General features: G+C 49.9%; 16 protein-coding genes. 7 read left to right on the top strand and 9 right to left on the bottom strand.

Annotated elements, in window-relative coordinates; all coding sequences use genetic code 11:
* Positions 1-2: 2 nt before the first annotated feature.
* The 5 genes from IAD09_06765 to IAD09_06745 are packed head-to-tail and all read right to left on the bottom strand — an operon-like array spanning position 3 to position 4,057.
* Positions 3-1,082: a 3-methyl-2-oxobutanoate dehydrogenase subunit VorB gene (locus IAD09_06765; GenBank protein HIT81923.1), complete on the bottom strand. Its 1,080-nt coding sequence runs from the start codon at positions 1,080-1,082 to the stop codon at positions 3-5.
* A 14-nt stretch (positions 1,083-1,096) separates the two neighbouring features.
* Positions 1,097-1,324, bottom strand: a complete 228-nt coding sequence (locus tag IAD09_06760) for a 4Fe-4S binding protein (GenBank protein ID HIT81922.1) — start codon at positions 1,322-1,324, stop codon at positions 1,097-1,099.
* 37 nt (positions 1,325-1,361) lie between these two features.
* Positions 1,362-1,952 carry a 5-formyltetrahydrofolate cyclo-ligase gene (locus tag IAD09_06755; protein ID HIT81921.1) on the bottom strand — a complete coding sequence of 197 codons (591 nt, stop codon included), beginning with the start codon at positions 1,950-1,952 and terminating at the stop codon, positions 1,362-1,364.
* A gap of 6 nt (positions 1,953-1,958) precedes the next feature.
* Positions 1,959-3,584: a S41 family peptidase gene (locus IAD09_06750; GenBank protein HIT81920.1), complete on the bottom strand. Its 1,626-nt coding sequence runs from the start codon at positions 3,582-3,584 to the stop codon at positions 1,959-1,961.
* A 38-nt stretch (positions 3,585-3,622) separates the two neighbouring features.
* Positions 3,623-4,057 carry a dCMP deaminase family protein gene (locus IAD09_06745; protein ID HIT81919.1) on the bottom strand — a complete coding sequence of 145 codons (435 nt, stop codon included), beginning with the start codon at positions 4,055-4,057 and terminating at the stop codon, positions 3,623-3,625.
* A gap of 197 nt (positions 4,058-4,254) precedes the next feature.
* On the opposite strand from IAD09_06745, the gene IAD09_06740 reads away from it, so the two are divergent.
* Together IAD09_06740 and IAD09_06735 are read left to right on the top strand one after the other, a co-directional pair.
* Positions 4,255-4,668, top strand: coding sequence for a transcriptional repressor (locus IAD09_06740; protein ID HIT81918.1), 414 nt, complete (start codon positions 4,255-4,257; stop codon positions 4,666-4,668).
* A 34-nt stretch (positions 4,669-4,702) separates the two neighbouring features.
* Positions 4,703-5,257, top strand: a complete 555-nt coding sequence (locus IAD09_06735; protein ID HIT81917.1) for an NADH peroxidase — start codon at positions 4,703-4,705, stop codon at positions 5,255-5,257.
* 83 nt (positions 5,258-5,340) lie between these two features.
* On the opposite strand, the gene IAD09_06730 is transcribed toward IAD09_06735, so the two are convergent.
* Positions 5,341-6,147: a glycosyltransferase gene (locus IAD09_06730; GenBank protein ID HIT81916.1), complete on the bottom strand. Its 807-nt coding sequence runs from the start codon at positions 6,145-6,147 to the stop codon at positions 5,341-5,343.
* Between the two features lie 128 nt (positions 6,148-6,275).
* A complete protein-coding gene (locus tag IAD09_06725; protein ID HIT81915.1) occupies positions 6,276-8,381 on the bottom strand; it encodes a M3 family metallopeptidase in 2,106 nt (701 codons plus the stop codon).
* A gap of 128 nt (positions 8,382-8,509) precedes the next feature.
* Between IAD09_06725 and IAD09_06720 the strand changes: the two genes are divergently transcribed.
* Positions 8,510-10,327, top strand: coding sequence for a sulfatase-like hydrolase/transferase (locus tag IAD09_06720; GenBank protein ID HIT81914.1), 1,818 nt, complete (start codon positions 8,510-8,512; stop codon positions 10,325-10,327).
* Positions 10,328-10,330: 3 nt separating this feature from the next.
* On the opposite strand, the gene IAD09_06715 is transcribed toward IAD09_06720, so the two are convergent.
* On the bottom strand, positions 10,331-12,559 hold the full coding sequence (locus IAD09_06715) for a hypothetical protein (GenBank protein ID HIT81913.1): 2,229 nt from the start codon (positions 12,557-12,559) through the stop codon (positions 10,331-10,333).
* A 601-nt stretch (positions 12,560-13,160) separates the two neighbouring features.
* On the opposite strand from IAD09_06715, the gene IAD09_06710 reads away from it, so the two are divergent.
* Complete coding sequence (locus tag IAD09_06710; GenBank protein HIT81912.1) at positions 13,161-13,631, top strand: hypothetical protein; 471 nt, start codon at positions 13,161-13,163, stop codon at positions 13,629-13,631.
* Between the two features lie 92 nt (positions 13,632-13,723).
* Here IAD09_06710 and IAD09_06705 read toward each other — a convergent pair whose 3' ends face one another.
* Positions 13,724-16,150 (bottom strand): glycosyl hydrolase 115 family protein, encoded by a 2,427-nt coding sequence (locus IAD09_06705; GenBank protein HIT81911.1) that lies wholly within the window; start codon positions 16,148-16,150, stop codon positions 13,724-13,726.
* Positions 16,151-16,639: 489 nt separating this feature from the next.
* On the opposite strand from IAD09_06705, the gene IAD09_06700 reads away from it, so the two are divergent.
* The 3 genes from IAD09_06700 to IAD09_06690 form a co-directional block, all read left to right on the top strand.
* On the top strand, positions 16,640-17,926 hold the full coding sequence (locus tag IAD09_06700; GenBank protein HIT81910.1) for a site-specific integrase: 1,287 nt from the start codon (positions 16,640-16,642) through the stop codon (positions 17,924-17,926).
* Between the two features lie 71 nt (positions 17,927-17,997).
* Positions 17,998-19,293 carry a DUF1016 family protein gene (locus tag IAD09_06695; GenBank protein HIT81909.1) on the top strand — a complete coding sequence of 432 codons (1,296 nt, stop codon included), beginning with the start codon at positions 17,998-18,000 and terminating at the stop codon, positions 19,291-19,293.
* Between the two features lie 7 nt (positions 19,294-19,300).
* The coding region (locus IAD09_06690; protein ID HIT81908.1) for a hypothetical protein at positions 19,301-20,081 on the top strand (781 nt) is incomplete at its 3' end.

The following is a 20,081-nucleotide window of genomic DNA, read 5'->3' as shown; positions in this document are numbered from 1 at the left end:
TTTTACATGAGTTTCTCTTTGACGGCATTGAGAACTTCGTCGGGGGTGGGAACTATGCCGCCCAAACGGCCGAAGTGCTCGACTTTTACCCGTCCGTTTACGGCCAGGCGCACATCTTCTATCATTTGCCCGGCATTGAGTTCAGGAACCAATATGCCTTTTACTTTATCGGCATATTTCGATATGGCATCGGCGGGGAAGGGCCAAAGGGTGATGGGGCGCAGCAGCCCGAGTTTGATGCCTTCGGCGGCGGCCATCTCCTGCGTCTTCTGGCAGATGCGGGCCATAGAGCCGAAAGCGATCATCAGGTAGTCGGCATTATCACAGTCGATTTCTTCGTAACGTACTTCGTTTTTCTCGATTTCGCGGTATTTGGCTTGGAAACGCAGGTTGTTCTCTTCCATGCGGGCCGGGTCGAGTTCGAGCGATGTGATGACGTTGCGTTTGCGTCCGGCCGGTTTCCCTTGGGTGGCCCAAGGACGGGCTTCGCGTATCTCTGCTTCGGTGAGGCGCGGTTGGAACGGCGGCAAAACGACTTTTTCCATCATCTGTCCGATGACGCCGTCGGCCAAGATGATGGCCGGGTTACGGTATTTGAAGGCCAAGTCGAATCCCAATTTCACAAAGTCGGCCATCTCCTGCACCGAAGCCGGGGCCAAGGTTATCAGGCGATAATCTCCGTGCCCGCCGCCTTTAACGGTTTGGAAATAGTCGGCTTGGCTCGGTTGAATGGTGCCCAGACCGGGACCTCCGCGCATGACGTTGATGATGAGGCAGGGCAGTTCGGCTCCTGCCATATAGGAGATGCCTTCTTGTTTGAGGCTCACGCCGGGGCTCGACGATGAGGTCATGACGGCTTTTCCGCAGCCGGCACCTCCATAAACCATATTGATGGCGGCAACTTCGCTCTCGGCTTGCAGCACCACCATTCCGGTCGTTTCCCATGGTTTTTCTTCCATGAGCGTTTCCATGATTTCCGATTGCGGGGTGATGGGATAACCGAAATATCCATCGGCTCCATAGCGTATTGCAGCATGTGCAATAGCTTCATTGCCCTTCATCAGTTTTACTTCTTCTGCCATATTTGTGAGAGTTTTTACAATTTGACTTTATATACCGATATGCAGCCGTCGGGGCATACATATCCGCAACTGGCACAACCGATGCAGTTGTCGGGGTTTTTCATATAGGCGTAGTGATAACCTTTATCATTCACCTCTTTGGGTTGCAGAGCCAATACGTCGGCCGGACAGGCCACCACGCACAGATTGCAACCTTTGCAGCGTTCGTTATTGACGACGACGGTACCTTTTACTTTTGCCATAGCTTAGGATTTGTAAGTTTTATACAAAGGTAGTTTTTTATTTTCTATTTGTGCATATCCGAAGCGATTTTCTTGTGTCTCGGGAAAGCTGATATAGATGATTGGGGGTTACGACCCACGACATGGCGACATCGTGGGGGAGAGAGGGTATCTCGGCGACGATTTGGCAGTCATAGGCTACGCCCGTCAACGGTGCGGAAATTTTTTTGAGCAGCCGGTCATAGAATCCTTTGCCACGACCCAGTCGATTGCCGTGCGGGTCGAACCCGACTCCCGGCACAATTACCAAATCGATGTCAGAATAGTCGGTCACATCTTCTCCCGCAGGTTCGGCAATTCCATAACTGCCCGTAGACATCTTGTCGGGGGCATAAGGGCGCACGACAAGAGTATCGCCTTTTACGACCGGAAGCAAAATTTTTTTTCGAGAATGCCAGTCGGCAATCCATTCGTGGGTACACACTTCATCGGGTAGGGAGTGAAAGAGTAGAATGGTGCGGGCTTCGACAAAAAACGACGACGTTTCGATGCGTTTTTTCAGGGCCACGGCAGCCGCCTTCTTCTCTTCGGGCGAGAGCTGGGCCACGGCCTTTTTAATCTGTTTCCGCAGAATATCTTTTTCTTTCATACGTCTCTATTTGTCGGGGGCCTGTGGAAAACCTTGGTTGGCATTCAGCACGTCAAGGGCTTTTTGGAATGTCTTGTCTTCTTGTAGGAATATCGGGTAGAAAGCATTGTCGCCGATGATGTTGCGGGCAATGTAGCTTTCGATGTAGTTGTTGAGCAGCACGGCCGACTCCTTGATTTCTTTCGGCTTGCGTTTTACCTCATGAGAAGCCGCAAATGCCGTGAACTCTTGGAGCAAGGGTTGTCTGCGCAAGAATTGTTGCAAACTCTTGTAGTCCTTGTATTGGGAGAGGAGTTCGCGTTTTTCGTCGGCATATTTGAAGGCAAACTGGTAGAGGAGCCCTTTATTGACAACTTCGTTGAGGTAGGGGGTCACCCCGATGGTGTCGCGGGGTACGAAGATGTCGGGCATGATGCCGCCTCCTCCATATACCGTGCGTCCCAACCGGGTCTTATACATCAAGGTGTCGTTTTGTTTGATGCTGTCGGGGTGGTCAAATTCGCCGTGCATGAAGCGGTTCAGAATGTCTTTTTCGTAGTCGTCGCCGTGGCCCAGCTCATATTCCTTCTGAATGGAGCGCCCCGACGGAGTGTAGTAGCGGGCTATCGTGAGGCGTATGGCCGACCCGTCGGCAAACGGCAGTTGGTTCTGTACCAATCCTTTCCCGAAAGAGCGGCGCCCGATGATGATACCTCGGTCATTGTCTTGTATGGCTCCTGCAAAGATTTCACTGGCCGATGCCGACCATTCGTCGATGAGGACGACGATTTGCGCCTCTTTGAATGCTCCGCTGCCGTTCGATATGGCCTCGCTGCGCGGGAATGCCTTGCCCTCGGTGTAGACAATGAGTTGCCCTTTGGGCAGGAATTCATTGATCATGTTGATGGCGATGTCGAGTATCCCGCCCGAATTGCCGCGCAGGTCGACGATATATTTTTGCGCATTGTCGTTTTTCAGTTTGGCGAGGCCGTTCATGAATTCGGAGTAGGTCGTACGGCCGAATTTGTTGATTTTGATGTAACCGATTTCATCATTCACCATAAAGGCAACGTCGACGCTGTTGACGGGAATGTCGTTGCGGGTCACTTCATAGGTGAGCATCTCGGGAGCGGTGGTGCGCAAGACTCCCAGTTTTACTTTGGAGCCTTTGGGTCCGCGAAGTTTCTTCAATACTTTGTCGTTCGATATAACCTCTTTGCCCACGAATGCGGTATCGTCGACTTCCACGATACGGTCACCGGGCATCAGACCAATCTTTTCCGACGGTCCTCCGGGGACTACGGCAACCACGGTGATGGTGTCGTTCAGGATACTGAACTGTATGCCGATGCCGCTGAAACTGCCTTCCAACTCTTCGTTTACGGCTTGCAGGTCTTCGGCCGGAATGTAGGCCGAGTGGGGGTCGAGTTCCCCTACGATTTGGGGCATGACATCTTCGATGAGGTCTTTCATGTTGACGGTGTCGACATATTGCGACTCGATGATACCCAAGAGGTTGTTGATTTTGTTGCCGGAAGACCCGGCGGCCGGTTTCACAATATGATGTTGAGGATAGCGGTATCCGATGATAATGCCGATGATGATGGCAAAGGCTATGATGAAGGGTAACCAGACAATGGATTTCTTTTTCATTATGCGCTGACTGTGATTTTGTTATAAGATGTTGGGAATTATTTGACTTCGACGAAATCGACCTTGATGCCGGCTTCCCGTAGTAAATCGATACCGTCGCTCAACCGGTAGTATTCCGAGAAAACCACGCGGGCGATGCCGGCCTGGATAATGAGTTTCGAGCATTCGATACACGGCGATGTCGTTACATACAAGGTGGCACCTTCGCTGCTGTTTCCCGAGCGGGCGATTTTGGTAATGGCATTGGCTTCGGCATGCAGGACATAGGGGAGCGTGTGCCCGTCTTCGTCTTCACATACATTTTTGAATCCGGCCGGGGTACCGTTATATCCGTCGGAAATGATGGTGTTGTTTTTCACCAGTAGGGCACCTACCTGACGGCGTTTGCAATAAGAATTTTCGGCCCATATTTTCGCCATGCGAATGTATCGGCCATCAAGAGCCGCTTGCTTGTCTTGTGTTTCTGATGACATATTACCTGTGTCGTTTTCAAATGAATACAAAAGTACGACAATTATCGCAATCCAAGTATAATGAAATGTGAAAAACCCTTATTATTGGATATGAGTGTAAATTCCTCGCTGCTTTTAAGTTTTTTTTACGAAAAACATTTGCCCGGAATTTATTTTATATCTAATTTTGTGTCGAATAAAAAAATGTACTTATTATAATGTTTGCTTACGACGGATACAACCATTTGCTGGCGCATCGCATAAAACCCTCGGTGCAACGGGTAGCCATCATGGACTACCTCATGCAGCACCGCACGCACCCCACGGCCGATGGCATCTATTCGGAGTTGAGCGAGAAGATACCCACGCTGTCGCGCATGACGGTCTACAACACCTTGAAACTCTTGGTGGAGCAGGGGGCCGTGCAGCAGTTGTCCATTGACGACAAGCAGGCGCATTACGATGCCGACACGACGCCGCACGCCCATTTTCGCTGCAATGTTTGCGGAATGATATATGATGTGCCGGTCCCGCCCATGTCGCCTACGGTCGCTGCCGATTTTGTCGTTACCGAGACGCACCTCTACTATCGGGGTATCTGTAAGAAATGTTCACAAAACGATAAAGAATAAACACCTATTATTAAACCCCAAAATCCAAACAATTATGAAAAAGAAATTTATCTGCACCGTATGTGGTTATGTACATGAAGGCGATCAAGCTCCCGAGCGTTGTCCCCAATGCGGTGTGCCTGCATCGAAATTCAAAGAAGTCGTAGAGAACGGTGAAGCTCTCCAATTCATCACCGAACATCATATCGGCGACGGTGTTGTAGAAGACGCCGAAGTCATGGAAGGTCTCAAAGCTCACTTCATGGGCGAATGCACCGAAGTCGGCATGTACCTGGCCATGAGCCGTCAGGCCGACCGCGAAGGCTATCCCGAAATTGCAGAAGCTTTCAAACGCTATGCTTGGGAAGAAGCCGAACACGCCTCGAAATTTGCCGAACTTCTCGGTGAAGTAGTTTGGGATACCAAGAAAAACCTCGAAGCCCGTAAAGATGCCGAATGTGGTGCTTGTGCCGACAAGATGCGCATTGCCAAACGTGCCAAAGAACTCGGTTACGATGCCATTCACGATACCGTTCACGAAATGGCCAAGGACGAGGCCCGTCACGGTAAAGGTTTCGAAGGTCTCTACAACCGTTACTTCAAGAAATAACCTGAACCTCGATTATGAAATCGACAAAAGGCAAGGCTTACACAAGCCTTGCCTTTTATTTTTATTGCCTAGCCCCCATCTGCTTAGTGACGGCGCTTCGGGTGCAGGGCAAAGAGTAATTTCATAAATTTCAGTACGCGCCGTTTGGTGTGCGGGTGACTGTCGAGTAGGGAGAACGGTTCATGATTCTTTTTCAGGGCGTATAGCATGCGCAACTCTTCTGTGATGGCGGGAGAGAGAAGACGATAAAGAGTTTCTTGCCTCTCTTTTTGGCACAATTCGCTCATGGTGCAGCTGATACCGTCGGTCATAAACGTGCTGATGAAAATCGGTGAGTGTTTTACACTGCACCTTTCCATTACGATTTTCCGGAATAAGAATTCCCAGTCGGAGACAATTTTCAAAGATTCGTTATACGCATATTTTTCAAACAGGTTCCGACGGAAAAATGTGGCGGGGTGCCCCAAAGACTTTTCAAAGAGATATTCCGTAGTCGGTTTCTCGGGATAGAGCATAGGGGTGCGATTCCCTTTTAAGTCTTGGAAATAGAGGTCTCCATATACAATATCTTCTCCCGAAAGTTGATTGCCGACTTTGACAATGGAATCGGGTTCCAGAAAATCGCCCGAGTTCAGAAAAAGCAGATATTCGCCCGTGGCATGGGCGATACCCTTGTTCATGGCATGATATATGCCACGGTCTTTTTCGGAGCATTGGTAGGCGATGTGGGTTTGGTATTTGTCGATAATCTCCCGGCTGTTGTCGATGCTGCCTCCGTCTATGACAAGGTGTTCGATAGAGAGGCTATTGTCTTGGTTGATGACGCTTTGTATGGTGCGTTCCAACCCCTCTCCATTATTGTAATTAATGGTGATGATGGAAATTTTCATGAAAGGTGATTTTGGTCGGACAAAGATAGGTGGACCGGCAGAACCGACAAAACTTTTGGTCATGAAAAACGGCCTTGTCACCAAGAGTCAAGGCCGTTTATTCATGAGAAAGAGGGACGATGTTGATGTTATTTGATGCCGTCGCGTTGCATCAGGGCGTCGATTTGAGGTTCGCGGCCTCTGAACCGCACATAGAGCGACATCGGGTCTTCGGTATCCCCCTTTTCGAGAATGTTTTTGCGGAACGAGGCGGCTGTTTCGCGGTCGAAAATTCCTTTCTCCTGGAAAAGCGAGAAGGCATCGGCATCTAAGACCTCGGCCCATTTATATCCATAATATCCGGCCGCATATCCGCCTCCAAAAATGTGCGAGAATTGGGCACTGAAAAGCGTGCCGTCGATAGCCGGGAGCAGTTGCGTCGACGCCGTGGCGTTGCGCTCGAAGGCTGTAATGTCGTCGACACGGGCATCGGTGGTGTGCCAAGCCATGTCGAGCAGGCCGTAGGTGAGTTGGCGCACGCATTGGTATGCGACGTGGTAGCGTTGTGTGTCGCGTATTTTTTGAGTCAGGCTGTCGGGCAGCACCTCACCCGTGAGGTAGTGATGGGCAAAGGTGGCGAGGAATTCTTGTCGGGGCAACCAGTTCTCCATCAGTTGCGAGGGGAGTTCCACAAAATCGCGATAGACGTTGGTGCCAGAGAGCGATTCATATTGCACGTTGGTCATCAAGCCGTGCAGGGCATGGCCGAACTCGTGCAGGAAAGTCTCGACTTCGTCGTAGGTGAGCAATGCCGGGGCCGATGCCGTGGGGCGTGTGAAGTTCATCACCAGCGAGATGTGGGGACGGCTGTTGGTGCCGTCGCGCGTGATCCACTGGTCTTTGAACGAAGTCATCCATGCGCCGCCCTGCTTTGTTGGGCGCGGATAGAAATCGGTGTAGAGAAGTCCCAGATAATTATTGTTTTCGTCATATACTTCGAAGGTCTCCACTTCTTTGTGGTAAACCGGTATCTCGGTGGTTTTCTTGAAGGTGAGTCCATAGAGGCGGGTAGCCAGTCCGAAGACCCCTTTTTTCACCTGTTCCAACTCGAAGTAGGGTTTCAACATTTCATCGTTGAGGTCATACAGCTCGTTTTTTTGCTGGGTTGAGTAGTAGGAGTAGTCCCATGGCATCAGTTCCACGGGGTGTCCCTCTTTCTTCTCGGCAAAGGCTTGCAACTGTCTTATCTCTTTTTCGGCCACGGGTTTGTAGGCGTCGAGCAATTGGTTCAGTAGCGTGTAGACCCGTTCGCTGTTTTGTGCCATGCGGTGTTCGAGTACATATTCGGCATAATTCTTATATCCCAGTAAATGTGCCGCTTCATTGCGCAACTCGACAATGCGCACGACGATGTCGCGGTTGTCATACTCACCGCCTACGCAGCGGGTATTGTAGGCCATGTAAATCTTTTCCCGGAGGTCACGGCGTTCGGCATATTTCAGGAATGCGGACAAACTGGGATAGGAGAGGTCGAAGAGGTAGGCATTTTCGTGCCCCTTTTCCTGGGCTCTCATTGCGGCGGCGTCGAGTGCGCTTTGGGGCAATCCCTTCACTTCGTCGGGAGAGGTAAGAATCATTTCGAAGGCATTGGTCGCTTTCAGCAGGTTCGATTCGAATTTGAGGCTCAGTTGGCTCAGTTCCCGGCTCACTTCGCGGTATCTGTCGCGGGCCTCGCCTTCGAGGTTGGCTCCGCTGCGGGCCATGCCGTTGTAGGTCTCGGTAAGCAATCGCATCTCTTCGGCCGAGAGCGATAGGGAATCGCGTTGCTCATACACGGCCTTCACCCGTTTGAACAGGGTCTCGTTGAGGTTGATGTTGTTGCTGTGTTCGGTCAGCATCGGAGAGACGCGTTCCGACACGGCAATCATTTCGTCATCGCCGTTGGCGCTGAGCAGATTGAAGAATATCGACGTGATGCGACTGAGGGTGCTTCCCGACAGTTCCATCGCCTCGATGGTGTTTTCATACGTCGGTGCATCGGTTTGGCGGGCGATGGCATCTATTTCCGATTCGTGCAACTCGATGGCTTTGGTGATGGCCGGTTCGAAATCGTCGGTTTTTATACGGTCAAAGGGGGCGGCGCCGTGTGGCGCGGTGAAAGGCGAGAGTAGAGGATTTGTATTATTATTCATATTACAGCATGAAAAATTAAAAAGCAATACACAGGAAAAGAGCGAACAGAGGAGTTTTTTCATTGCGATAAGAGTTGTTTTTGCGAAAGTAGCAATAATAAAAATATGCCTTGCGGCTTCGGAATTAATTTGTGTTAAGAGAAAAATTCTCGTCGAAGTTTTATCTTTGTCCGGGAAATAATTTTTATGGTATGAGTCGGCTGAAATATCTTGTGGCAACCTATTTTGCCTTTGTCCTGCTGTTTATGTTGCAAAAACCCCTGTTCATGTTGTGGCAGGGCGACTTATATTCCGATGCCTCCGTCGGCGAATGGTTTCAAGTGATTGCCCATGGAATCCCGCTCGACTTGTCGGTGGCCGCCTACATTTTGGTATTGCCCATGTTGCTCACCCTCGTGTCGGTATGGTTGCCGGGACGATGGTACTTGTCGGCGTTGCGGGTTTATGGTGCCATCATCGTTTTGTTGCTGGCCGTTATCTGTGTGGCCGATGCCGAGTTGTATGGGTATTGGGGGTTCCGCATCGATGTGACGCCGCTGTTTTATTTGCAATCTCCGGCCGATGCGATGGCCAGTATTCCTGTCGCGCTCTTTTTTGTGGCCTTCATGTTTATTGCCGTTTATGCCGGATTGGTAGGTTTCCTTTTCGACCGTTATATCTTGTGTCCCATGACCCGACCCGTGCATGAGCGCAACCGGTTGCTTACGACGGTTGTCTATCTCGTGCTCACCGCCTTCTTGTTCTTGCCCATACGCGGGGGCGTTTCGGCCTCGACCATGAATGTGGGCTGGGCCTATTTCAGTGAGCGCATCGAACTGAATCACGCCGCGGTGAATCCGGCTTTCAGCCTGATGGCCTCGCTCTCGAAAGGGGAGGACTTTTCTTCGATGTATCGTTTTATGTCGCCGGCCGAGGCCGACGCCGCCTGCCAGCCGCTGCTGCCGCACCCGGTCACTTTCCCCGATGAGGCGAATGCGTGGCTTACGACTCCGCGTCCCGATGTCGTGTTGGTGATTTTGGAGAGTTTTACCAAGCATGTCCTCGACGAGCCGGGTGTCATGCCGTGCTTCAATGCCTTGATAGAAGAGGGGATATGGTTTCCCCATTTTTATGCCAACAGTTTCCGCACCGACCGCGGACTGGTGGCCGTGCTGAGCGGTTACCCCGCGCAACCTACGGCTTCGGTGATGAAGTACCCTTCGAAGTCGCAGTCGCTTCCCTCGATAGCCCGTTCTCTGCGACAGGCCGGATATGGTACCGAACTTTGGTATGGAGGTGATGTCGATTTTACCAATATGCGCTCTTATTTTTATGCGACCGGATATGGCAAGGTGATTTCGGGCGAGGATTTCTCTTCTTCGGAAAATTCGGCTCGGTGGGGAGTGCCCGACCACATAACGTTCTCCCGGTTTTCGCAGGAGATTCTGGCGCAGGAACAGCAACCTTATTTCAAAACGCTGCTTACGCTGAGCAGCCATGAGCCCTTTGACGTGCCGATGCACCGCATCGACGAGCCTTTTCTCAATTCGGTCGCTTATACCGACAGTTGCTTGGGCGCTTTTGTCGACACGTTGCGAAATTCTCCCCGTTGGGACAATCTGCTCCTTGTCTTCGTGGCCGACCACACGATGCGCTATCCGGCCGGGATTCAGGAGCATGAGGTGAAACGGCACCATATACCCATGCTCTGGTGCGGGGGTGCGGTCAAGGAGCCCCGTGTCGTGGAGAATTACGCTTCGCAAATCGACTTGGCCGCTACGCTATTGGCCCAAATGAAAATTGATTATTCCGATTTCGCATTCAGCAAAAACATGGCCGACACGACGCAGCCCCCGTTTGCCTATTATACCTATAACGACGGGCTGGGCTATGTCGATGCCGGGAATCGTGTCGTCTATGACTGCAATGCCGATGCGTGGCTGCTCAAAGAGGGACCGCAAGCCGACGCTTGTGGCCGTGCGGCTCAGGCTTTTTTGCAGAAACTGTATGACGACTTGGGAACTCGCTGACAGTTACGAAATTTGGTAAAGCAGTTGGTCGAGCAGTATGGGAATGTCGTGTTCGGCAACCCCGGCGCGCACCAGCTCGGGAATGTCTTGCTTGAAATTCTCGACAAATGTGCGGCTGTCGTTGTTGCCCTGTGAGATGCTTTCGCGGTACAGTTCCAATGCGCGACGAGTGTGTTTGAGGACCAGTTCCACATGTCCGGCGTTCATATAATCGAGTGCCGATGGGGTGGCCGACAGGATTTTCTCATAATAACGCATTGCCTGTTCATACTTGCCGGTGAGGAAAGAGCACCAGGCAATGGGGCGCCATGCTTTCCCGCCGTCGGGTTTGAGGTAATCGACCTTGAAGTAATATTTCAGCGCCTCTTCATAATTCTTTTCTTCGACGTAACAGTGGCCGATGAGCAGTCCGATAGAGAGATTATCGGGTTGCATGGCTTCGGCTCGCAGGTAATATTCGAGCGCCTTTTGGGATTGTTTCAGGTTGCGGTAACAAGCGGCGATGCGGCGCACGGTCCACATGTTGTCGGGTTGTATCATCTCGGCTTGCAGGTAGGCTTCGAGCGCTTTGTCATATTCTCCGGCCGCTTGCAGGCAATAGCCTATTTTCTGGTAGAGGCCGTTGTCGGTCGTGTGTCGTTCTACCAGTCGGCGGAAGAGGGTGAGGGCATCGGCATAGAACTCTTTCTTGAAATAGAACTCGCCGATGATGCGGAGTGTCTCGTCCCGGTCGAGAATCGATTGCAGGCTGTCGACCTGCATCAGGTCGATGGGGCGGGCAAACAGGTCGTCGAACTCGTTGCGGCGATTGTGCAGCTTGAAAAATCGGTACAGGTCTTGGATATACTGGTTGGCCACGCTCGTTTTTACTTCGTCGGCCGATGACGCTTGCCGTTCTTTTTCGATTTGAGCCAGGTCCGCCCCTTCGGCATTGAATTGCATCGTCATCATTTGTCGTTGCGATTCGGGTACCTGTTTGAGGCTTAGGCAGAAAGAGTATTTGTCGGAGTTGCACAGGAAACGGGAGTAACCGATGAGTTGCAGGAAGTTGTTGGGCTTGTTTTCCCCCTCGGGAAAGAGCCCTTGCAGCGCACTGTGTTCGGTATTGAAGAGCCGGAACCAATTGCCTATCTCGCCGAAAAACGGAAAGCTCTTCAAGCCCGAGAAGGTCGACAGGAATACGTCGGCTCCTTCCATTTGCAGGTCGTTCAGTTCTTTTATCTTATCGGCGATACCCGATTTTTCGAGCAGTTCCTGCCATTCGGGATTGGGGTCGGGCGAACCGCTTTCGGGGTCGAAGTCGGCAGGATTTATTTTGTTGTAAAGCGACGGACTGAGTTTCATCATTTCGGGAAGCAGCTCCTCGGTGAATTTGCGGGAGATGCGTTCGGTTTCCCGGCTTTTTATCAGTTGCAGGAAGATGTTGCGAACGTCGCGAGGAAAATCTTCACGCTCTTTCAGGGCATCGATGTGGGCGGTGAGTGATGACGACAAGTTCACACGTTCCCGATAAATATGGAGCAGGATCAATGCGCTGCACAATGCCCGTTGGCGCACTTCTTCCTCGTCGAACGAGGTGTAGGCCGAAAGCAACAGGTCGAGTTTTTTCTCGTCGTAGCGTTGCAGAAGGTTCAACAGGAGTGCCGCGACGATGAGAGCCGATGTCTCGGTCGAGAATCGGGTGGGTGACAATCCCTCTTCGAGAGCCGAATAGTCCCATTCCGTAGCCGGATAGTTGCACCAGATGCGCACAAACAGTTCTTCCTCGGCCTGCTCCTTCTTCTGTCTTAGCGACGATGCCACCTCGGCATTGTGGTCGATGTCACTGAGCAGGCTGTGGAGTGAGAGGTCGCTTGTCGCCTTGTCGACCGCATCGAGGGCGGCTTGTATGGTATCGTCGGTATGGAGTCTGTAATATCTTTTCTTTTGGTAGTAGAGATGGGCCGACTCTTTTTCGAGCAGGCTCTCGATTGTTTTGTCGGCCAGCGTGTAGGTCGTCAGGAGCAGGTTGTCATAAAATGCTTGACGGTTGGGGTCGTCAAAACCGTCGAGCATATATTGTATCATGTAACGATATGACGATTCCACTTCCGACAATTTGTCCGAAATCGGCCATTCGTCGGGGAGATAGGAGAGCAGCTCCGAGATTTCGTCCAAAGCCTCTTTCAGGCGTTTTTCTTTCAGTAAAGAGGTGATTTTACCGTATGTCGTTTGTATTTCGGCGGTTGTCATGGAAATGGTCATTTTTTTATGGCAAGGGTTATAATATGAGAGATGTGCAAATAGTGTGCCAAATGATTGTTCATAGAGCGAAAGGGCAAAAGCCGAGGCAAACATAGCGGCGGTTTGTCGGTGCTGAGCCGATTCCTATGTTCTACAAATATAGCAAAAGAGAATGTAGAACTCAAAAGTGAAAACAAAATTTTAGCCCTCGGAGCCTCCTCCAAGCCATTTGTCGATTCTGTGATGCTTCCCCGTTTGCTTTCGTCGTTTCTCGCCATCGAGTGGGAATCCGGTCGCTCGGGCGACAGGAGCCCAATAATAGATTCCCCGTCAGTGGGACGGAATATCAATGCTCGTTTTTCCCCTCTCTCTGAATATAATTTTATCTTCCATTTTCCATCCATTTGACTGTGAACCAGTCAAGTAATGTCTGTTTGTTGATTTTACAAGAGTCAGGGCGGCCGAATACCCAAAGCGCGTCGGCTTGTCCTGTGAGAGCGTATTCCGCGGCGTTTCAAGTGTGTCTAAAATCTCTCTTTGGTCGATTATGAACAGAACTTTTTTGTCGCCTTTCTGTTATACCAGCACAATCATTTATGAGTTATAGTATATGAAAAAGTTTTTCACATTGATTCTGGCAGCGACCTGCGTGGTCGGCTGTCAATCGCGCAAGGAGCCTGTTGCGACGATGGAATTGGAAGAGCAAGGTGTCGCCGGCGATACGCTGGTGTCGGTTTATGAGGGGTGGGCCGAATCTCAGGACGGAGCTTCGGTCCTTTATGATTTGGTGGTTCTGACACCGCCGGACGGCGGCGACATCTCTTATGAGATGATGATGAGCTATTACGATGCGACCCGCAAACAAGATACGACGGTGTTGACTCCGGCTCTCTTGGTGGTAGAAGAGGGTACGATGGCTCAACAACCCGATTCGATGATACAGTTTACCGGAAAGAACGGCGAACGGGTGTCGTTGTGGGTGCGGGGTGATTCTTTGCTCGTGATGACGGGTCATGACATCAAAAAGGAGTGGACGAAGGTCAAGGACAAGGCTGCTCATGTTTTGAAGCGAGTGAAATGACTTCGTGCCGATCTCTTGCGACAAAGGCTGCCAACTATTGTTGGCAGCCTTTGTCGTGTTGGGACAGTCTTATTGTTGTATAATGACGAATATCAGTTGTTTTTATCGGTTGTTTTTTGGGGATTTCCACCAGAAATTTCGGGCTCCGGTATACGGTAAAACGGAATTTCGGGTTCGAAGTCGAGCATGAGTTGGTCGATGACCACACCTTCGTCGAGGGCTTTTATCTGCACGGTGTGAAATGACTTTTTATGCAACTCGTGTCGCGTCGATTGGAGGGAGAGGTTGCGCAGCACATTGATTTTCCACGCTTCCGAGCGTCCGACGGTCTTGAACGATACCACTTGCGGCGTATCGCCGTCGACCGATATTTCATATCGCAGGTCCCCTCCATTTACCGGGTGTGTGGGCAAGAGCGACACCCACACGGCCACATCGCCTTCTTGCTGTGTATCAAATAGGTATGAGAGAGCCTTCCCCTTGGGAAGCACAATGGCCCGGCGACTGTAACCCAGTCCTTCGACACAATAGGCGCCATGAGGACGTTTCCCGTTATGGTCGGCAGCGTCGCGGGCGATGATATTTACCTTTTCGGGTCGCGGGGAGAGATTGTCGCGAGGCGAAAAATCATCGGGCAGTTCAAATTTCTCGAAGACGAGCCGGTTGTTTTTCATGCTGATGATGCCGTTCCATTTCCCCTTGTTCATGTCGAAGTTGTAGTGGCGGTCAAGTGCCGCTATGGCATTGTAGGCGTTGATGCTTGCCGTTTCGTAACGTCGGGCGTCGTCGAGTGTTGTCGCGTTGCGGGCCATTTGAGCATACAACCATTTGTAGTTCATAAGGGCGGCACCCGAAACGGGATACTCTACAAGTTGGAAAAATGCGTCTTTCAATTCGCTGGGAATCTGCTTTTTGATTGATTTTACCTGTCTCTCCAATTTTTGGTAACGAGCGATGCGCTCCGTTATTTCCCGCGGCGAAAACTCGGTGTCGATGACCGGCGTTTTCCCGCCTTTGATTTTGCCGTATTCCTCTTCGCGGCTCCACCCCATGAACTCGGGTCGCCGTATGTTGGCCAAGTGGTAATATTCGTTCATGATACAGGTAAGCTCTTGTGCCGTTTGCGGGGTGAAGGTGCGGCACATGAAGTCGTGCAGGTGGCGGTAAATGTTGTCGGGAGTTATGGCGTCGATGTTCCAAGCCATGTCCATGAAAAATTCCATGTCATATTCGGCCGGTTTTATGTCGCCCACATTGAGCGCCCATATCTTGCGGGCTCCGTAGTCCCAGGCACGGCGCATCTCGTAGTAGATTTGTGCCGGAGCCGTTGTGCACAACCACAGGTAGGAGTGGGGACGTCCCCAGTAGGAAATGTGGTAATAGATGCCCGAGCCCCCCTTGCGGCGTTGCTCTTCTTGGTCGCTAAGGCGGGTGATGTGCCCGTAGTTGTCGTCGCACCACATGAGGGTCACGTCGCCGGGGAGGTCGATTCCTTTATTATATACGTCGAGCAATTCTTTATAAGGGACGAATATCTGCGGGACCTTGCTGGCCGGCGAGTCGACATACTGGGTGAGCAGGTTGCGCTGGTCTGCGATGACTTGGGGCATGACCCGGGCCATCTCCGATATGTTTTTGCAGCCCTCCATTTTCCCGTCATGTATGCCGCGCATGCCGATGGTGTAGATGTTCTCGCCCTTTCCGACTTCGGCCAGTCGTTCTGCCCAGTATGCCAATACCGAATCGCGGTTTGAAATGTAGTTGTAGCCTCCGCGTCGCTTGCTGTCCCATTCCCCCACATTATTCCGCATGAGCGGCTCGCAGTGCGATGTGGCCATGACGATTTGGTATTTCTCGGCCATTTCCTTGTTGCCCTCGACCATATAGAAGGGGACGCTGCAATCGTGCATGGCCGGCATGAGCATGTTGGCTCGCAGTCGCAGCAGGAGCTGGAAGATGCGCTCGTATGTGCGGGGGCCTATCTCGCCTTTGTCCGACTCCGGTTCGTGGGTTTTCCAGCTCCACGGGTTCAATCCGTAATCTTCATCGTTGATAAAGATGCCCCGGTATTGCACCGACGGTTTCTGTCGGTTGCGGTAGCCGGCAGGTAATGTGTAGTCGCCGTGTTTTTGGGGCGTCACGTCGGCCCACCATATCCAGGGAGAGATGCCGATGAGGCGGGAGAGTTCGAGTATGCCGTATGCGGTGCCGCGCGGGTCGCTACCCTCGACAAGCAACCGGCCATCGTTCGATACCGTAAGGGTGAATTGTTCCCAAGCACCGTCGGATACGCATTTGATGACAATGTCGGCTTCGGGGAGGTCGCATATCTGCACTGTTGTGCCGAAAAGTTGCTGATAGTCGTTGCAGAACATGTCCAGGGCGCACTGAGCAACCGATGGGGCTTCTTCATCGATGTAAATGGTGAGTGGGCGTCCTTCGGGAGTGAATGTGAATGATTCGGCTCTTGATTGAAGAACCATAAAGCAGAGGAGAATAGCAAAAATATGTTTTTTCATGACAGTATCCGTATAGCGTTTAAGAGAGAAGCCGGCGTGATCTCAGTTATAAGAATTTGTAGGTGATTGAAACCCAATATGGTTTTGTAGCTTTATATATTGTCAGAATAAAAAGTCGAGAATGAGTGTTTGACTTATCTTGTGGATAATTTGAAGCAAGTTATGAAAAATATAGCGGCGGTCAAAGAAAAAGATTAGGAAATATTTTGTTGAAGAGTTTTTGATGGAAAAATTTAAAATATCGTGTAGGTTGAAAAACGTAATTTGGATTTTTAGAAAAAGGAAAGGAGAAAATCTCTTGATTTTCTCCTTTCCTGCGGTGCGGACGGGACTTTAACTTACACAATCAAGAAATCTCATAAGATTGCAATATACTGATAATAATCAAGTTGTTACAAACCAACTATATTACTAAATATCATTAAACACCTTTTGCTGTTTCAATTATTGGGTGTATATTTGGGTGTTGAATTTCAAACGCACCCAATTATGAATATCAAACGAAACATCATCTTTTCATTGGAAAGCCGCAAGAAGAACGGAGTGCCAATCGTGGAGAATGTCCCCATCCGTATGCGTGTGGTTTTTGCCAGCCATCGCATCGAGTTCACAACGGGCTACCGCATAGATGTCGCCAAATGGGATGCCGACAAGCAGCGTGTAAAGAACGGATGCACCAACAAGCTGAAGCAAAGCGCATCGGAAATCAATGCGGACTTGCTGAAATACTACACCGAAATTCAGAATATATTCAAAGAGTTCGAGGTGCAGGGATTCATGCCCACTACCGAGCAGGTTAAAGATGCATTCAACAGATTGCATGACGGGAAAAAGGAAGATGAGGAACAGGCTCCGGTGGTGTTTCTGCCTTTGGAGGTGTTTGACGAGTTCATCAAGGAATGCGGCACGCAAAACGGCTGGTCTGATGCCACCTATGAGAAATTTGCCGCAGTCAGGAAGCATCTTGAAAAGTTTGACAAGGGGCTGACCTTTGAATCGCTGGATGAACCTAAACTGACAAAGTATGTGAATTTCCTGAAAGATAGCGAAGATATGCGGAACACGTCCATCATGAAACAGGTCGCATATCTGAAATGGTTCCTGCGTTGGTGTACCAAGAAAGGGTATTGCATGAATAATGCCTACGAAGATTTCAATCCCAAATTGCGAAGCACTCCGAAAAAGGTGATATTCCTCACTTGGGAGGAACTGAACAAACTCAAGAATTATCAGATACCCGAAACCAAGCAGTATCTGGAACGGGTGAGGGATGTCTTTCTGTTCTGCTGCTTCACCGGACTCCGGTATTCGGATGTGCATAACCTGAAGAAAAGCGACATCAGGGATGGATATATAGAAATCACCACGGTAAAGACCGCCGAAAGGCTTATCATCGAGCTTAACAACCACAGCAAGGCAATACTCGACAAATACAAGGATGTGGAATTCGAGGGGCATAAGGCTCTCCCCGTCATCAGCAACCAGAAGATGAACGATTACTTAAAGGAGTTGGGCGAGCTTGCCGAAATCAACGAGCCTGTAAGTGAAACCTATTACAAAGGCAGTAAGCGTATAGACACCATTATGCCCAAATACGCATTGCTGGGCACCCATGCCGGAAGGAGGACTTTCATCTGTAACGCTTTGGCTCTCGGTATTCCGGCACAGGTAGTGATGAAATGGACAGGACATAGTGACTACAAGGCTATGAAACCCTACATCGACATTGCTGATGATGTGAAAGCCAATGCGATGAACAAATTCAACCAACTATAAAAAAACAATCATCAAGTTTCATAGAAAGCCTGTAATTTGGCTTATCTTTGTAACTTTCAATACCTATAACAATGAGCAACAACGATAACAATATAGAAAAAAGAAGTTTCGAGGCTTTTGTCAATGCCATCGGGTCAGAAATAGAGCAGGCGCAAGTCCGGCTCATCAGTGCAGCCAATGCGCAGATGCTGTTCCACTACTGGAAAATGGGCAATTACATATTGTACCACCAGAACCGACAAGGCTGGGGCGGCAAGGTCATCAAGAAACTGGCGCAGGCGATACGGTTCAACTATCCTGAAAAGAAAGGGTATTCGGTCAGAAACTTGGCTTATATGTGCCAATTCGCACGCTCCTATCCATTGGGCGCATTACGGAGTTTTATAGAAACCGATGCGAAATTACTTACTCCAAGTGTGCAGAAAATCACGGATGAACTTCAAAGCCTGAACAATATGACATTTACGCAAGAGCCTCTTGCGCAAATTCAATCCACAGACAACAAGGAAGTTGCAATTATGCAAGAACCTCTTGCAAAAATTCAGGATGTAGTCCAAACAGTAGCCGCCGTTTATCAAAAAACGATTGAGGACATAGAAAAACTGTTTCTTGCATCGCCTGTCGCAAGAATCAATTGGGCGAGCCATGTGATTCTGTTGAACAGTTCTCTTCCGTTGGGTGTCGATTACTGGTATATGAAGCAATCCGTGGAAATGGGCTGGAGCAGCAATGTCCTTAAAATGCAGATTGAAAGCAAATTGTTTGAACGGCAAATCAACAGCCGCAAGGTCAATAATTTTACCGCCACGCTTCCCACACCCCAAAGCGACCTTGCCAACTACCTGTTGAAAGACCCGTATATCTTCGACTTGGCAGGAGCCAAAGAACGTGCGGACGAAAGGGACATAGAGGAACAACTGGTGAAGCACGTCACCCGTTATCTGCTGGAGATGGGCAACGGATTCGCCTTTGTCGCAAGGCAGAAACATTTCCAGATAGGCGACAGCGATTTCTATGCCGACCTGATTCTGTACAACATAAAGCTCCATGCATACGTAGTTGTGGAACTGAAAGCTACCCCGTTCAAACCGGAATACGCAGGACAGTTGAACTTCTACATCAATGTGGTGGACGACAAACTGAGGGGAGAGAATGACAACAAGACCATCGGGCTGCTGCTATGCAAGGGCAAAGATGAGATTGTAGCGCAGTATGCGCTGACAGGCTATGACCAGCCTATCGGTATCAGCGACTACCAACTCAGCAAAGCAGTACCCGAAAATCTGAAATCTGCGTTGCCGAGCATAGAACAGGTGGAAGAAGAACTGACGATGCTTCTTAACAATGAGAAGAATAAACAAAAGTAAGACACCTATGGCAGACAAGATACAGACGATGATTCCCCGATACGGAGAACTCAACAGAATATACAGAGACTATATAGACAATCGCGTTTTCTCTTTTGACAGGCAAAAATTCATTTCCGATTTCTGTAAGGAATACAATGACATGAAGTCTTTTGAGGCTGCTATCCTTGAACTGGTGCTTGACAGGCAAAAAGAACAATACACCTTGATACTCAACAGCCTGAAAACCGAAATAGAAAAGAGCATACAGGCTTATGAGGTGTGCCCGTTGAGTGATAGTGCCGTAGAGCGTGCTTGCTATCGACACATGGAAAGGTATTCCTTTGAAATTGAAGCCCAACTGGATGTAACAAGGAGCCTGAGCAAACCGCTGAATGAAGCCAACAACAGGTATGATTCCATTGGCTACAGGGAACATACTGCCGAAGAGGAAAAACAGGCTGAAAAAGAATATGAACGCTGCAAGGCTGAATATGACAAGGAAAGAGCCAAACTGAATGAACTCTATGACCAGCAAAAGGCAGCAAGGAAAGAGGCATTCCAATATATGAAGAACCGTTGTGAGGACATGTACCGCCAAAGCTGCCTTTTTCTGGATATATTGAAGAAATACATTTCTGACGGGAACCGACAGGACGAGCCTGGCAAGCCAATCAGTCAGCAGGAAGCGGCGGATGAACAACAAGAGTATTTCAGCATGAAATTGCTTTCGCTCATTCATGAGGTATGTGTTGGAGAACAGTTCGAGGAAATTTCCGCACCGGATTTCTATGCCAATATGAACCTGC

It is taken from the genome of Candidatus Caccoplasma merdavium, from assembly GCA_018715595.1.
GTDB lineage: Bacteria > Bacteroidota > Bacteroidia > Bacteroidales > UBA11471 > Caccoplasma > Caccoplasma merdavium.
The sequence above is the reverse complement of the archived record's forward strand: the minus strand, read 5'-3'. Positions and strand labels throughout refer to the sequence as shown.